The 14,713-nt window shown below is 62.3% G+C and carries 14 protein-coding genes; 4 read left to right on the top strand and 10 right to left on the bottom strand.

Annotated elements, in window-relative coordinates; genetic code table 11:
* Positions 1–59: 59 nt before the first annotated feature.
* The 3 genes from ASD00_RS11485 to ftsE form a co-directional block, all read right to left on the bottom strand.
* Positions 60–758: a YdcF family protein gene (locus tag ASD00_RS11485; protein ID WP_025424643.1), complete on the bottom strand. Its 699-nt coding sequence runs from the start codon at positions 756–758 to the stop codon at positions 60–62.
* Positions 759–854: 96 nt separating this feature from the next.
* Positions 855–1,883, bottom strand: coding sequence for an ABC transporter permease (locus ASD00_RS11480; RefSeq protein ID WP_025424642.1), 1,029 nt, complete (start codon positions 1,881–1,883; stop codon positions 855–857).
* Positions 1,876–2,535 carry a cell division ATP-binding protein FtsE gene (gene ftsE, locus ASD00_RS11475; RefSeq protein WP_063934108.1) on the bottom strand — a complete coding sequence of 220 codons (660 nt, stop codon included), beginning with the start codon at positions 2,533–2,535 and terminating at the stop codon, positions 1,876–1,878. The genes ASD00_RS11480 and ftsE overlap by 8 nt, the downstream gene beginning before the upstream one ends.
* Before the next feature lie 257 nt (positions 2,536–2,792).
* On the opposite strand from ftsE, the gene ASD00_RS11470 reads away from it, so the two are divergent.
* From ASD00_RS11470 to ASD00_RS11460, 3 genes are all read left to right on the top strand, one after another.
* Positions 2,793–3,497, top strand: a complete 705-nt coding sequence (locus tag ASD00_RS11470; protein WP_225906529.1) for a hypothetical protein — start codon at positions 2,793–2,795, stop codon at positions 3,495–3,497.
* A 63-nt stretch (positions 3,498–3,560) separates the two neighbouring features.
* Entirely contained in the window at positions 3,561–4,106 is a 546-nt protein-coding gene (gene hpt / locus ASD00_RS11465; RefSeq protein ID WP_025424639.1) for a hypoxanthine phosphoribosyltransferase, read from the top strand.
* A 299-nt stretch (positions 4,107–4,405) separates the two neighbouring features.
* Positions 4,406–4,765 carry a response regulator gene (locus ASD00_RS11460; RefSeq protein WP_025424638.1) on the top strand — a complete coding sequence of 120 codons (360 nt, stop codon included), beginning with the start codon at positions 4,406–4,408 and terminating at the stop codon, positions 4,763–4,765.
* 126 nt (positions 4,766–4,891) lie between these two features.
* On the opposite strand, the gene ASD00_RS11455 is transcribed toward ASD00_RS11460, so the two are convergent.
* The 4 genes from ASD00_RS11455 to argH all read right to left on the bottom strand — a co-directional run bounded on the left by ASD00_RS11455 (position 4,892) and on the right by argH (position 10,697).
* Entirely contained in the window at positions 4,892–7,510 is a 2,619-nt protein-coding gene (locus ASD00_RS11455; protein WP_057206562.1) for a TIGR02302 family protein, read from the bottom strand.
* A 154-nt stretch (positions 7,511–7,664) separates the two neighbouring features.
* Positions 7,665–8,933 carry a diaminopimelate decarboxylase gene (gene lysA, locus ASD00_RS11450; RefSeq protein ID WP_025424636.1) on the bottom strand — a complete coding sequence of 423 codons (1,269 nt, stop codon included), beginning with the start codon at positions 8,931–8,933 and terminating at the stop codon, positions 7,665–7,667.
* 15 nt (positions 8,934–8,948) lie between these two features.
* Complete coding sequence (locus ASD00_RS11445) at positions 8,949–9,143, bottom strand: lipoprotein (protein ID WP_038575652.1); 195 nt, start codon at positions 9,141–9,143, stop codon at positions 8,949–8,951.
* 150 nt (positions 9,144–9,293) lie between these two features.
* Positions 9,294–10,697 (bottom strand): argininosuccinate lyase, encoded by a 1,404-nt coding sequence (gene argH, locus ASD00_RS11440; protein WP_025424634.1) that lies wholly within the window; start codon positions 10,695–10,697, stop codon positions 9,294–9,296.
* Positions 10,698–10,723: 26 nt separating this feature from the next.
* Here argH and ASD00_RS11435 point away from each other — a divergent pair, with 26 nt between their 5' ends.
* Entirely contained in the window at positions 10,724–11,383 is a 660-nt protein-coding gene (locus ASD00_RS11435; RefSeq protein ID WP_025424633.1) for a TlpA disulfide reductase family protein, read from the top strand.
* A 3-nt stretch (positions 11,384–11,386) separates the two neighbouring features.
* Here ASD00_RS11435 and ASD00_RS11430 read toward each other — a convergent pair whose 3' ends face one another.
* The 3 genes from ASD00_RS11430 to ASD00_RS11420 all read right to left on the bottom strand — a co-directional run.
* Positions 11,387–12,670, bottom strand: a complete 1,284-nt coding sequence (locus tag ASD00_RS11430; protein WP_057206560.1) for a sulfatase-like hydrolase/transferase — start codon at positions 12,668–12,670, stop codon at positions 11,387–11,389.
* A gap of 226 nt (positions 12,671–12,896) precedes the next feature.
* Complete coding sequence (locus tag ASD00_RS11425; protein WP_038576434.1) at positions 12,897–13,769, bottom strand: 3-hydroxybutyryl-CoA dehydrogenase; 873 nt, start codon at positions 13,767–13,769, stop codon at positions 12,897–12,899.
* 157 nt (positions 13,770–13,926) lie between these two features.
* On the bottom strand, positions 13,927–14,713 hold a 787-nt coding region (locus tag ASD00_RS11420), incomplete at its 5' end, for an electron transfer flavoprotein subunit alpha/FixB family protein (protein WP_057206558.1).

Below are 14,713 nucleotides of genomic sequence, written 5' to 3'. Positions count from 1 at the left end.
GAATAAACGCCGAAGGAAAACCGCCCGTCGTCACTTTGCTGATTAAGGGGTGGCAGCGATTATTCTTCGGCCGGTGTCGCACGCGAGGGAACGGTGCGCAATCCGCTCGCCGGGCGGGCACCGGCCATATCGCGCACGGAGGCGACGGAATACTTGCCGAACTCCAGCAGGATCGATTTCAGCACCATCGGATTGCGCAGCCAGTTCGTCGTCTTGAGGTCGGAGTTGACGACAGGATAGGCGATGAATTCGGTCTCCGGGCGGGCGCGACGCAACTCGAGCAGGCTTCGCGGCATATGGTAGTTGTTGGTCACAACAAGTACGCGCTTGTAGCCGTGATCGCTGATCCATTGGCTCGCCTCGGTCGCATTGCCGATCGTGTCGATCGCCTCGTGGCCGATGTCGACGCAGCATTTGAAGAGATCGGCCGAGCTTTGGGTGTTGCGCCGGATCTGGCTGCCGGTGGTCGCCGGGTGGACGCCCGAAATCAGCAGCCTTTTGCCGGCCCCGGATTTCAAGAGGTCGACCGCCTGATCGATGCGCTGGAAGCCGCCGGTCAAGACGACGATCGCTTCCGCCTTCGGGTCTTCCGGCGGTTGCATGGACGCGACGGTATCGGCGAAATTGAGGAAGGCCGCGACCACGATCGCGAACGGCACAAGCAGAATGAAAAAGGTCCGGCGGAGAATTTTGCGCAAGGGACTACGGGGTCGGCGTTCCTGCTCGGCCCCGCCTTGCCATTTGCCTCCTCCGGCCATCCCGCTCCCGCGAAGTCCTTGCGCCATCATGATTCTCTTCAGATAGCGCCAGATTGCGGCAAGGAATGGATCGAATAAAGGTGAAACATCTGGGCGTCAGCTTTGGTAGGTATCCGTACGTCCGGGATCAGAGCGGATCAGGTCGATCTCGTAGATCGTGCGCGTTACCGTGAGCCGAGCCGTCAGCGTCGTCAACACCGCAATGACGATCATGATGGCAAGAATACCGAGATAGCCACTGTAACCGATGGTGAACGTGCCGAAGAGGGCGGTGGCCTGGTCCGTTTCCGGCGTCGCCAATGTGCGCGATTGCCAGTAGCCAGCAAGCGCGAAGAACAGCGCCGCCAGCAGCCCGCCGGCGCCGGCCCCCTTGAGGCTTATTCTGAGGAAATGCTTCTGGAACTCCGATGCCACGAATCCTGCCTCGGCGCCGACGAAATGCAGCACTTCGACGATATGGCGGTTTCCGGACAGTGCGCCGCGCGTGGCGAAGATGACGGTCAGCACCATGGTCGAGAAAACGAGGATCAGCACGCCGGTCCCGATCATTGCCGTGGTGTTTGCCATCGCCACCAGGCGGTCGACCCAGGTACGGTGATCGTCGAGGAAGGCCTGCGGGATGATCTCGGTCAGCGCCTTGCGCATGGCTGCGAAATCGGGCGGATTGTTTTCATCGATGGTGATGATGACGAGGCGGGGAACGGGCAATTCGTCGAGATCGAGGCCTTCGCCGAGCCAGGGCTCAAGCAGGCGGGCCGTTGCTGCGCGGTCGACGATGTTGCCACCTGTCGCTCCGCTGAAGGTCAGGGCCAGATCTCGCGCATCGGCAAGCGCCTTTTCCATATCGAGACCGTCGTCCGGTTTGATCTGGATGGTGATCTCGCGGGAAATCTGGCTCTGCCAGCTTTGGGCCGTGGCGCGCACCATGCTGACACCGCCGAGCGTGAGGCAGGCGAGGAACGACATGATCGCGATCACGCACATCAGCGCGTGACCGGACACGTTCGTCGACGGCACGATCGGCCCCATCGGGCGCACGCGCATCTCCGTGCGGCGCGGCTGCTGCTGCGGTTCCGGTTGCTGCTCCGGCACCTCATGGGTGCGTTTGGTGCGGCCCTCACTCATAGATATCGAGCCGCCCTTGCGAAAGGATCATGCGCCGCGCCTCGACCTGATCCATCAGCGACAGATCGTGGGTGGCAATGACGACGGCGGTGCCGAGCCGGTTGAGTTCGAGGAAGAGGTTCAGCAAGCGGCGGGCCATCGGCGGGTCGACGTTGCCGGTCGGCTCGTCCGCAAGCAGGATTTCGGGGCGGTCAATCAGCGCGCGGGCGATTGCCGCGCGTTGCTTCTCGCCGCCGGAAAGTACGGGCGGCAGCACATTGATGCGCTCGCCAAGCCCAACCCATTTCAACAGTTCGAGCACGTCGGCGCGGTAGCTCGATTCGTCCTTGCCGCGCACGCGCAGCGGAAGCGCAACGTTCTCATAGGTGGTCAGATGATCGAGCAGGCGGAAGTCCTGGAAAACGATGCCGACGCGCCGGCGCAGCATGGGGAACTCTTCGCGCGGGATCGACGAAATGTTGCGGTCGAACATGCGGATCAGACCGCGCGTCGGCTGCAGCGAGAGGAAGAGCAGGCGCAACAGCGTCGTCTTGCCGGCGCCGGAGGGGCCGGTGAGGAATTGGAACGACCGGCGCGGAATGTCGAAGGTCAGGTCCCGGAGAATTTCCGGCCCCATGCCATAACGCAATCCGACGTTCTCAAAATGAATCAATGGGTACCCATCTCTCTCACGACCCGTGCGGTTCTGCTTGGGGACGGCTATCTGCGCATAGGACGCCAAGCGCCGAAAGGCAAAACCGCCAGCGGAATCATGGTTAAGCAGCGGTTAATTTTTCATGAAAAGACGCCGCTTTCACGGCCTCTTTCCGAAGCATTAACCATTTCGGTTTACGTGTCGGAAAGATTTGATGCAATGCCCTGATTCTTGCACCGCCAGGGATCGGCGCATTGCCCGATGGTTTCGCATGGATGGCAGGTCCGTCCGCGATCCAGGAGGAAAAGGCGATGCAGGCATTCCGCACGAAATCGGCTGGAGCCGCGGCCTATGCCGATCTGCTGCCACCGGACCGCGGTCCACGCGAAGCTGCACCCGCGCCGCGCCGCGTCGACTATGTCGACGCCGAATTCGAGACCGTTTCGGCGACGGCCCGCCGCAATCCCTATCCCGTTTTCAATGACAATCGGCGGCACACTCGACGCCACGGCCCGACATTGACGGTCGTTCGCGACGAGAAGGCCGCCCTCAGGCGCCTGTTGTCTCTCGCCGAGACTTGGTTGCGCGCCATGCCGGCACGCCGGTTCGCCGCGCTTGTCGCAGCTTTCGCCCTTGCGGCGTTTGCGGCTATCATCGTCCTTTCGACCGGTGACGGGGTCGAAAGCGAGCCATTGGCGATCACCGACGTCACTGCGTCGCTCGATTATTCCGGCGGCATGCGGGTACTTTCGGTCTACGGCTCCATCGACAATTCCTCTTCCGCCCTGCAGCGACTGCCGTTGGTCGTGGTGGATGTGGTCAGCAATGGCCGCAAGGTTACGGCGACGCGATTGATGCCGGAGGGTGCCGCCATCGCACCCGGCGAGAGCCGCCGCTTCGTGACCAGGCTCCCATATGCAGGTGGAAAAATGCCCGAGGTGAAGGTTTCCTTCGCCGAAAACGGTGTCTCCGTGCGCTGATTGTGCTAAGCGGGCGCAAAAGGGAAGGCGTTTGTCTTCCGGATGAAACGCTGGAGAAACCGCATGCCCGTCGTTCGCGGAAAGAATATCGAGCCCCTTTATACGGCAGAGACGATCGCCGCACGCAACACCGAGCTTGCCGACATGATCGTCGAGGGTCCGCACAAGGACCTTCTGGTGATCGCGGTGCTCAAGGGCTCGTTCATCTTTGCCGCGGACCTGATCCGCGCCATGCACAACACCGGCCTGGCACCGGAAGTCGAGTTCATCACGCTGTCGAGCTACGGGCTCGGCACGGTCTCCCAGGGCGTAAAGATCATCAAGGACATCGATAGCGACGTGCATGGCCGCGACGTGCTCCTGATCGACGATATCCTGGAATCCGGGCGCACCCTGCGTTTTGCGAAGGAACTGATGTACGAGCGCGGCGCGCGCAACGTCACCATTGCGGTGCTGCTCGACAAGCGCGTCAAGCGCAAGGTCGAGCTCGAGGCCGACTATGTTGGCTTCGAATGCCCTGATCATTTCGTCGTCGGCTATGGCATGGACGTGGCTTACGCGTTCCGAGAACTGCCCTTCGTTGGCGTCGTCACCGGCGACGCCGAGTAGAGACGAGAATGTGCAGCGCTGCGGCGTTTGAGATCGCGGCGCTGTAATGACCTCCAGGCCGCGTTCAGCGCTCGAAGCAGGGCCGCTGTAAAACGCGCATTCCGAAATCCAGCCGCCCGGCGTTTACCGAACACAAAGAAAAAGCTGGTTGTTTGGGGTCGTGTCGCGTTTCGCCCCCTGGGATGCCACGTGCCGCTGCGGACTGCCTCACGATTCTTGTGAGTGTTGCCGTATCCATTGGAATGGGCCGGCCTCTTCGCGAGAGAGCCGTGCCGTTGCAGCGAACGCGGGAGGCCATGATGGCGAAGATCCTGATTACCGAGGACGAGGATGCATTGCGCTCCTTCGTCGCCCGGGCCTTGAGGCTCGATGGACATGAGACCGTGGAGGCTGGAGACGGCGCAGATGGGCTTGCCTGCCTGCAGACCGAGAATTTCGATCTGCTGCTGTCAGATATCCGCATGCCCGTCATGGACGGCATCGAATTGACGCATCAGGCGTCCGCAGCCTTTCCGGCGATGAAGATCCTGCTGATGACCGGTTACGCCGAACAGCGCGAGCGGGCCGACGATCTCGCCGACAAGATCGTCGACGTCATCTCCAAGCCCTTTTCCCTGCCTGACATCCGCAAGGCGGTGGCCCTGGCGCTCGCTGCCTGACGGGTCCCCCTCCATCGCCCGATCGTGGGCGAGGCATTGATTGTTTGGCGATCTGACAAATTGAATACGGCCCTGGCGCGTTTCCGCTCCAGGGCCGTCGTCGTTTCCGGCTCTTTTGGCCGAGGGTCAGCGCATGTCGAGCAGGCGTTCGAGATACTGGCGCTCGGCCTCGGGCGACAGCGTGTTGCCAAGGCGGCGGCGGATTTCGTCGAGAATCTCACGCGCCCGCTGGGTGTCGATTTCATCGGGAACTTTCACCTGGTCGCCGAAGTCCGGACCGGCATTCTGCTGGCGTCGACCGAGCGGGTCGCGACCATTCTGGCCGTATTGCGGGACGCCCTGACCGGGTCCTTGTCCCTGGGCCTGCATCTGGTTCATCATGTCCTGGGCGCCGTCACGCAGCGCCTGCAGTGCGCGGCCCTGGCTGCCGACGGCCGGTTCGCCCTGGCCCTTGCCAAGGGAGCCGGAGGCGCCTTCCATTTCGCGCTTGGCGTCGCCGAACCCCTTGCCGGGCTTGATGCCAAGGCTCTCCAGACCCTTCTGCAGTTCGCCGAGTTGCTTGCCCAACGCATCCTGCTGCTGCTTCAGCTGCTTCAGCGCTTCCTTCAGTTGCTCGGCGGTCATGTCGTCGAGCGGGCTGGGCTGGCCGTTCTCGTCACCACGCTGGCCCGGATCCTGCGGCATGTCCTGACCATAAAGCTCGTTGTCCTCGCCCTGCAGCGGGTCGCCGCGCTGCATGCGGTCTCGCTGCGCCTGGTCGAGCTTGAACGTCTCGTCCATCAGCTTTTGCTGCTCCTGCATCAGCTGGCCGAGCTTGTCCATCTGCTCGCGCATGGCGTTGTTCTGTTCGCCCATCTGTTGCTGGCCGCGGTTGGCCTGCAGGTTGTTCATCAGACGCTGAAGCTCCGACAGCATCTGACGGGCCTGGTCGCGCGCACCCGATCGCGCCAGGTTCTCGATCTGGTTCATCATCCTGTCCAGATCCTGTTGGCGCAGAACATTGTTCTGATCCGGATTGGCGGCCATGCGCGGGTTTTTCGCGGCCTCCTTGGCCAGCGCCTGCATATATTCCTGCATGGCCTCGCGCAGTTCCTTCATCAGCTTGGCGATTTCCTCGTCGGGCGCATTGCGATCAAGCGCATCCGACAACGCCTGTTGCGCATCGCGCAGACGTCGGTCGGCGAGCGACAGATCGCCATCCTCGATGCCTAGCGCGATTTCCCAGAGATGCTTGGCGGCGTCGCGCAGCATGTCGTCGTTGCGCGCCAGCGCCATGCGCGAACGTGCCGATTTCAGGAGCAGGAAATGGGTGAGGTTGGGGATCGTTTCCTCGGCGAAGCTGGCGATCGCGTCATTGAGGTCGATCGCCCGCGGCAGGTCGTTGGCGTTGAGTGCAAAGACCTGTCGCTGTTCGGCAACGGCGCCCGCCAGCGGATTGAAGAATTGCCGCGCCGGAAGGATCATGTCCTGCGGCACGCTTCTCCCCTCCTGACCGGCGGCATCGCGGGCAACGAGGGTGACGCGAACGCGCTTGCCGGCCAGCGGATGTTCGCTGAGGTTGCGGCTGGTCGTGCCCTTGGCCTCGCGGGCGTTGCGGCGCGGCAGGTCGAGACGATACTCGGGAAGCGGATAGAGCGGCCGTGCGTCCTTCGCCTGTTCGTCCAAAGGCTTGATCTCAGCCCAGGCCTGAGCGATGCCGTAGTCGTCGCTCGCCAGGAAGGCGATGTCGAGCGAGGCATTTGGGGTGGGCTTTGGCAGGCCGTCAAAGGCGATCTGAGGCACGCTGTCGGGGGTGATCTTGAACGTCCACTTCTGGCCACCGACGGAGAGTTCGCCGTCCTTTACGATCTTGTAGAGGTGATTGCGCACGGCATTGTCGGGCGCCTTCTGGGCGGCCGGTTCCGCTGACGCAGTCTTTTCGTCCGGCTTTTCCCCGGCGGTCGGGATGACGATCGCGTCGGCCGATCCGTGTTCCGAATAGCGGACGGCTTCTTCCGTGCCGGCGCCAGTGACGCGCACGGTCAGATCGCTGAACTGCGGAATGGTAATCGCCGCCGTTTCGTCAGATGGGGACGCGACGCCCTGGCGGCCCGTGAGGAAGACGGGCGCACGCCCGGTATAGGCGGGCGGTGTCACCCAGGCATCGACCCGGATGTCGGCGACTTCGCTTGCTGGCTGCGGCAGGTGGAAGGCGTCCGAGAGAAGCCCCGCCCGGTTGGAATAGGAATAGGCGAAAGCGACGCAGGCGATCAGAACCGGCAGCGCCCGCAGCGCGAAAGGGTCGTGGCGGGCAATGTCGGGACGCGGCAGGCCCGTGTCGAGGGCACGGATCATCCCCGCCATGCGCGTCTGATGTTCGCGCCACAGCGCCTCGCCGAAGGCGCCGCCGGTTGCCGGAATGTCGTCCTGAACACGGATCGCCTGGTGGGGAAGGGCGTTGCGCTCTTCCAGCATCCGATCGGCATCGACGTTCCCAGGTAATCTCAACCGGGTCAGCGGAACGAGGGAGGCGATGAAGGCGACGAGAAAGCCCAGAAGCAGGGCGGCATGCAGCCAAAGCGGAGCAATGCGGAAGAGGCCGAGCCAGGCGGCCGACAGAAACAGGAGCACGATCGAAGCGGGAACGAGGGCGCGCGGCAAAACCTGCTCGGCGATCAACACCCCCCGCGCGACAAACCTTTTCAGCGCCAGCGTTCTGGCAAACGACTTCGGTTGTGGCGTTTCATCCTGCCGGAATTGCGTCATCCGCCCAAGTTCCCTTTCGGTCGCTCATGACCGCTCGTGACCGACCTATTGAATGATCAGGATAACATCGTTTGTGGCGAAGACGAGGGCGACAACAAAATCGTGATCGCCCGCGCGGGCGATCCACAGATCATCGTCCGATCCGAAAGACTGCTCAGTCGAGCCAGTCCGGAACCGAATCAAGCCCGATCAGGTCATCGTAGCTTTGGCGCGGCCGGATCACGTGGAAGCGATCGCCCTTGACCAGCACTTCCGGGATCAGCAGCCGGCTGTTGTAGGTGCTCGCCTGGACAGCGCCATAGGCGCCGGCAGAACTGATGGCGAAGAGATCGCCCGGCTTCGGCATGGCCATTTCGCGGTCAAGCGCCAGATAGTCGCCGGTCTCGCACACCGGGCCGACGACGTCGGCCTTGATGCGGGGCGCATTGGCGGCTGAAATGCGAACCGGCCTGATCTCGTGATAGGCCTCGTAGAGCGTCGGGCGGATCAGGTCGTTCATGGCGCCGTCGACAATGACGAAGGTCTTGTCGCCGCCATCCTTGACGTAGATGACCTCGGTCACGAGGATGCCGGCGTTGCCGACGATCAGCCGGCCCGGCTCGGTGACGATCTTGCAGCCGAGCGACTGCAGCTGGCTCTTGACGATTTCGGCATAGGCATCGGGCAGCGGCGGCGGATTGTTGTCTTCCTTGTAGGGAATGCCGAGACCGCCGCCGATATCGACGTGATCGATCGCGTGGCCGTCGCTGCGTAGCGTGTCGACCAGTTCGCGCAGCAGCTTGAAAGCGTCGTCGAAGGGCTGCAGCTCGGTGATCTGGCTGCCGATATGCATATCGATGCCGGTGACCTGGATGCCGGGCAGTGTCGCGGCATGGGCGTAGACGGCGCGGGCACGCTCCCACGAAATGCCGAACTTGTTTTCCTTCTTGCCGGTCGAGATCTTCGAGTGGGTGCGCGCGTCGACATCCGGGTTGATGCGGAAGGAGACGTGAGCACGCTTGCCGGCGCGAACGGCGCGCTGGTTCAGGACCTCGAGTTCCGGTTCGGACTCGACGTTGAAGCAGTAGATGCCGGCCTCGAGCGCCAGGTCCATTTCCTGCGGGGTCTTGCCGACGCCGGAGAACATGATGCGGCTTGCCGGAATGCCGGCGGCCAGCGCGCGGCGCAACTCACCGCCCGACACCACATCGACGCCGGCGCCAAGGCGCGCAAGCGTCTTCAGCACGGCCTGGTTCGAATTGGCCTTCATGGCGTAGCAGACCATCGCATCGACGTCGGCAAAGGCCTTGGAGAAGACCTTGTAGTGCCGCTCGAGCGTCGCCGTCGAGTAACAGTAGAAGGGCGTTCCGACGGCGCGGGCGATGTCGGTCACCGGCACGTCTTCGGCGTAGAGAATTCCGTCGCGGTATTCGAAATGGTTCACGGGGCGTGGCTCGGCTTAGAGGAGGGGATCGAGCAGGAAAGGGCGGTCGTCAGCCTGTTCTTTCTTTTCGACAGTTCCGGCAGGGGCCAGGGTGTTGATCGGCGCCGTCGAGCCGGGTCGGTCGAGGTCGCCCTTGCGTCCACAACCGACAAGAACCAGCCCGGGGATCGCCAGAAGAAGCGCAAACCGGGCCGCCTTCGTGAATGTCATCGTGATTTTCCTTCGCGGGGACTGATGCTGGTGCGATGTCTTATCGATTTTTCCGGCGCTTGTGCACCCTGATTCTGCGACGGGATTCAGCCCCTTGCGCTCAGGCACGTCGTTGCCCCGAAACCGCAACGCGGTCTCGGGGGACAAGCATCAGTTGCGCGCGCGCCACCAGGCGATCTGCTTGCGAACCTCGTTCGGTGCGGTGCCGCCGAAGGACGTGCGACTGGCGACCGAGGCCTCGACGGTCAGCACGTCGAACACCTTGGCGGTGATCGAAGGATGGATCGACTGCAGGTCTTCAAGCGAGAGGTCGGCGAGGTCGCAGGCCTTCTGTTCCGCAAGGGCGACGGCGCGGCCGGTGACATGGTGGGCGTCGCGGAAGGGCAGGCCGGCCTCGCGTACCAGCCAGTCAGCAAGGTCGGTCGCTGTCGAATAGCCGGAACCGGCAGCCGCCTTCATCCGGTCGGCCCGAATGGTCATGTCGCGCACCATGCCGGTCATCGCGGCAACGGCGAGTTCGAGGCTCTCGGCCGCGTCGAAGACCTGTTCCTTGTCTTCCTGCATGTCCTTGGAATAGGCGAGCGGCAGGCCCTTCATGACGGTCAGAAGCGCGATCAGCGAGCCGTTGATGCGGCCGGTCTTGGCGCGCACCAGCTCGGCGGCATCGGGGTTCTTCTTCTGCGGCATGATCGAGGAGCCGGTCGAAAACGCGTCGGACAGACGAATGAAGCCGAACTGCGGCGTCGACCAGATGACGATCTCTTCGGCAAGGCGCGACATGTGCGTGGCGGCGATTGCGGCAATCGACAGGAATTCGAGCGCGAAGTCGCGGTCCGAAACTGTGTCGATCGAATTGCGGGTGGGGCCGGCAAAGCCGAGTGCGCTCGCGGTCATGTGCCGATCGATCGGGAAGCCGGTGCCGGCAAGGGCGGCCGCGCCGATCGGGCTTTCATCCATGTGCTCGATGGCGTGGCGCACGCGCGAGCGGTCGCGGCCGAACATCTCGACATAGGCCATGCAGTGATGGCCGAAGGTGACGGGCTGGGCCGTCTGCAGATGGGTGAAGCCGGGCATGACGGTCTCGGCATGTTCCTCGGCGCGGTCGAGGAAGGCGGCGATCAGGCCGGTCAGCGCCTTTTCGGTCCTCTGCAGCTCTTCCTTGACCCACAGACGGAAATCGAGCGCCACCTGGTCGTTACGCGAGCGGGCCGTGTGCAGCCGGCCGGCGGCCGGGCCGATCAGGGTCGCAAGCCGGGCCTCGATGTTCATGTGGATGTCTTCGAGGCGGCGAGAGAATTCGAACTGGCCGCTTTCGATCTCTGACAGGATCGTGTTGAGACCGTGAACGATCTTGTCTTTGTCCTCGGCCGAAATGATGCCTTGATGCGCCAGCATGGTCGCATGCGCTATTGAGCCGCGGATGTCCTGAGCATAGAGCTTCTTGTCGAAGCCGATCGAGGCATTTATCTCCTCCATGATCGCGTCCGGACCCGAGGCGAAGCGACCGCCCCACATCTGGTTGGAGGTTTTTGTCTCGGAATTGCCGTCAGCCATGAAGAATGCCCGCCTTGGAGAATGAAATGCCCGACCAGAAGAAATCCCCCCCGGCCGTGAAATTGTTCGCGCTCGCCGCCTTGTTCGGCGTGATCATCGGTGCGGCTGCGGTATACGTGAAGGAGACGGGGTCTGGCAATGCCGAGCCGACCGAAACGGCAGCTGCCGTCTGCCCGTTGACGGGCGAAAAGGTCGCCTCGCTGACGCCGTTCATGAAGGGCCAGGTGGCGGCGATGTCGCCGGCCGCCTCGCCACGCCCGATCGCACTCGATTTCAACGACCCGGACGGCAAGCCGACGACGGTTGCCGCCTTTGCCGGCAAGACGATGCTTGTCAATCTCTGGGCCACCTGGTGTGGCCCCTGCCGCGAGGAAATGCCTGCCCTCAACGCGCTGCAGAAGTCCCTCGGCAGCGACAAGTTCGAGGTGGTCGCGATCAACATCGACGTCGGCGACGACGAGAAGCCGAAGGCCTTCCTCGACGAGACCGCCGTGCACGACCTGCGCTACTATCGCGATGCGTCAATGGGCGTCTTCAACAATCTGAAGAAGGAAGGCCTTGCCTTCGGTCTGCCGGCAACCTTGCTGCTCGACGACAAGGGATGCCTGATCGGCTCGATGAATGGCCCGGCGGCCTGGGACAGCGACGATGCCAAAGCGCTGATCAAAGCGGCCACGGGCGGGTAGGCGTCACTCTCCGTGGGTTGTGGTGCGGTTGTCGCGCAACAGGTGCCACTGCACCTTGTGGGGGGTGAAATGCTCTGCCGCTGCACGTTCCCACAACGGCGTGGGATGGTCACCAACGATGAAGATGTCGGTCGGCGGCAGGTTCGGGTCTGTGGCAATAGACGCGACGCCGTCAAAAACGTCAGCCCACAGCTCGGTCAGCTCGCAGACTTTCGTATTGGCAATTTCAGCTGCGTCACTGCCGCATTTGAAATTGCCTCCCTGCTTAGGCACGTAAGGTATATGGGAATTTAGTGTCAGCCAGTATAGGAGTTTCCGCTCAGCCGGGTTTGTCGTCAGCCGGTCGCGGACGGCACTTGCAATGTCGTTGTCGCACAGACCCGTGAAAACGCTGCCGCAGCGCTGGTGAAACCTATTGCTGTCGGTCGCAAGGCCTTCAAGGAAGTGCGATTCGAGAAAACCGATTCTTGGATACCACTTGTCCCGTTCGAACATCCTCTGCGAAAAGCCGTGATAGGAGATTGTTCGATAGCCCCGATCAGCCATGGCGGCCGGAAAGCAGTCGTAGCTGGTCCGGCGAAGATAATCGGTGTGATCGCCCCATTGTCCGCAGAGTTCGCGGGATTCAGCGCCCGTAGTCGAACCCTCGAAGTTGCTGAGGCCACTTGAAAGTTCATAGCGCCCGGTATCCAGTGCTGGCTGCAGACGCCGTGAAAGAATTGCAGTGTGCTCAGGGCTGGAGAATGCGCCAAGCCCTTCCACCATTACGAACAACAAGTTGCGACCACCATTCGCTACAGCGGCGGCGTCGATACCATTGATCGAGAGTGCGCTTTCAAATGAGTCAGCAGGTTGCTTCAGGAAAGGGCGATTGATATGGCGCTCCAACATCACCACGCTGAAAGCGACGAGAGCCCCTGGCAGTAGCGATGCGCCTCGCAATACCTGTCGATTGTGATTCACGAGGCAGGCGATTGCAACGCCATTCGCGATAAAGAGGCTGATCACGACGACGTAAAATACGGAAGAGGTGAGATCCAGCGATGCCATGTAGCGCACCGACTGGATTGCAGCGCCGAGCGGCAGGTGGAACGCTACCATAACCACGAGGCCGAAATCGATGAGGGCAATGAGCGGGAATAGCAGGTAGGCCAACGTAGGTTTGGCGCGCAGCGCGAATAGGCCTCCAATCAAGTAAAGGAATGGCGAAAGCGGTCGTGTGGCCACATAGAACGGCAAGACCAGCAGCATCATCAGATTAGGCGCTAGGCCGAGGATGAGCGCCAAACGCCACGCCCTCGCACTCCAAAGTGAGGGGAATGACCGTGCCGCCATTGAGGATATCGCTTGCGAAATCATATTCTCTCCCACGTGACTAGGAGAGGGCGTAACAGAACTGTCTTTAAGCTAAGTTACCAGTATGGCGAGCAAATTCCTTGTCGCGCAAGATGTAGGGTTGTGGATCCCGCGGAGATTGGACGTTCTTACTTGAACAGAATCCTATGTTCGAGACCTAGCGGGTCGGCACCGGCACGTCGCCGCGGTAGTCGTAGAAGCCGCGGCCGGACTTGCGGCCGAGCCAACCAGCTTCGACGTATTTTACCAGGAGCGGGCAGGGGCGGTATTTCGAGTCCGCCAAGCCGTCGTGCAGGACCTGCATGATCGACAGGCAGGTGTCGAGACCGATGAAGTCGGCGAGCTGCAGCGGACCCATCGGGTGGTTGGCGCCGAGCTTCATGGCGGTGTCGATCGCCTCGACCGTGCCGACGCCCTCATAGAGGGTGTAGATCGCCTCGTTGATCATCGGCAGCAGGATGCGGTTGACGATGAAGGCCGGGAAGTCTTCGGCGACCGTGACGGTCTTGTCGAGCGTGCCGACAAATTCCTTGGCGGCCTTGAACGTGCCTTCGTCCGTGGCGATGCCGCGCACGAGCTCGACCAGCTTCATCACCGGAACCGGGTTCATGAAGTGGATGCCCATGAACTTTTCCGGACGGTCGGTCGCAGATGCAAGGCGGGTGATCGACAGCGAAGAGGTGTTGGTCGCAAGCAGCGCTTCCGGCTTCATGATCGGGCATACCTGGCCGTAGATCTTGCGCTTGATGGTTTCGTCCTCGGTGACGGCCTCGATGACGAGGTCCACCTGCGACAGGTCGTTGATGTCGGACGAGCCCTTGATCAGCGCCAGCGCGCTCTTGCGAGCCTCGTCGGTCATCTTGCCTGATGACACCTGGCGGGCAAGGTTGCCGTTGACGGTGGCGAGGCCCGCCTCGATGCGATCAGCGGCAAGATCGTAGATCTGCACCTTGTATCCGGCCATCGCCGAAACATGCGCAATGCCGCAGCCCATTTGCCCGGCACCAATAACTCCGACCGTCTTGATCATCGCGGCGAACATCCATCTTCAAGAATTTTGGCGGCCGTGCCGCCGTCACATACGAAAATACCGGGCCGGTCTGGCCGGCCCGGTAGATTGTTAATGCCAAGTCCGCGCTTTTGCCAGCCCTTTTCCTTGAGGCTCGGGAAGTGCGGTTGGCGAATGGTTACAGCGCCTTTTCGAGCTCCGGCAGGGCTTCGAACAGGTCGGCGACGAGGCCGTAGTCGGCAACCTGGAAGATCGGCGCCTCCTCGTCCTTGTTGATGGCGACGATCACCTTTGAGTCCTTCATGCCGGCCAGATGCTGGATCGCACCGGAGATGCCGCAGGCAATGTAGAGATCGGGGGCGACCACCTTGCCGGTCTGGCCGACCTGCCAGTCGTTTGGGGCATATCCGGCGTCGACCGCCGCGCGCGATGCACCGACGGCTGCACCGAGCTTGTCGGCAACCGGCAGGATCACTTCCTTGAATTTTTCCGACGAGCCGAGTGCACGGCCACCCGAGATGATGATCTTGGCCGAGGTCAGCTCCGGACGATCCGACGACGACAGCGCGTCGGCAACGAAGGTCGACAGACCCGGATTGGCCGCAGCCGCGATCGTCTCGAGCGAAGCCGAGCCACCTTCGGCAGCGGAGGCGAACGAGGCGGTGCGCACGGTGATGACCTTTTTCGCTTCCGTCGTCTGCACCGTCTGGATGGCGTTGCCGGCATAGATCGGACGCTTGAAGGTATCGGACGAGACCACCTCGGTGATTTCGGAAACCTGGGCAACATCGAGAAGCGCTGCAACCCGCGGCAGGACGTTCTTGCCGACCGAAGTGGCAGCAGCAAGGATGGTGTCGTAATTGCCCGACAGCGAAACGATCAGCGCCGCCAAGGGTTCGGCCAGATTGTTGGCAAGGCTTGCATCCTCGGCCACCAGCACCTTGGCAACGCCGGAAAGCTTGGCG

Origin of the sequence: Ensifer sp. Root31, from assembly GCF_001424825.1 — a bacterium.
GTDB classification, from domain to species: domain Bacteria; phylum Pseudomonadota; class Alphaproteobacteria; order Rhizobiales; family Rhizobiaceae; genus Ensifer; species Ensifer canadensis.
The sequence above is the reverse complement of the archived record's forward strand: the minus strand, read 5'-3'. Positions and strand labels throughout refer to the sequence as shown.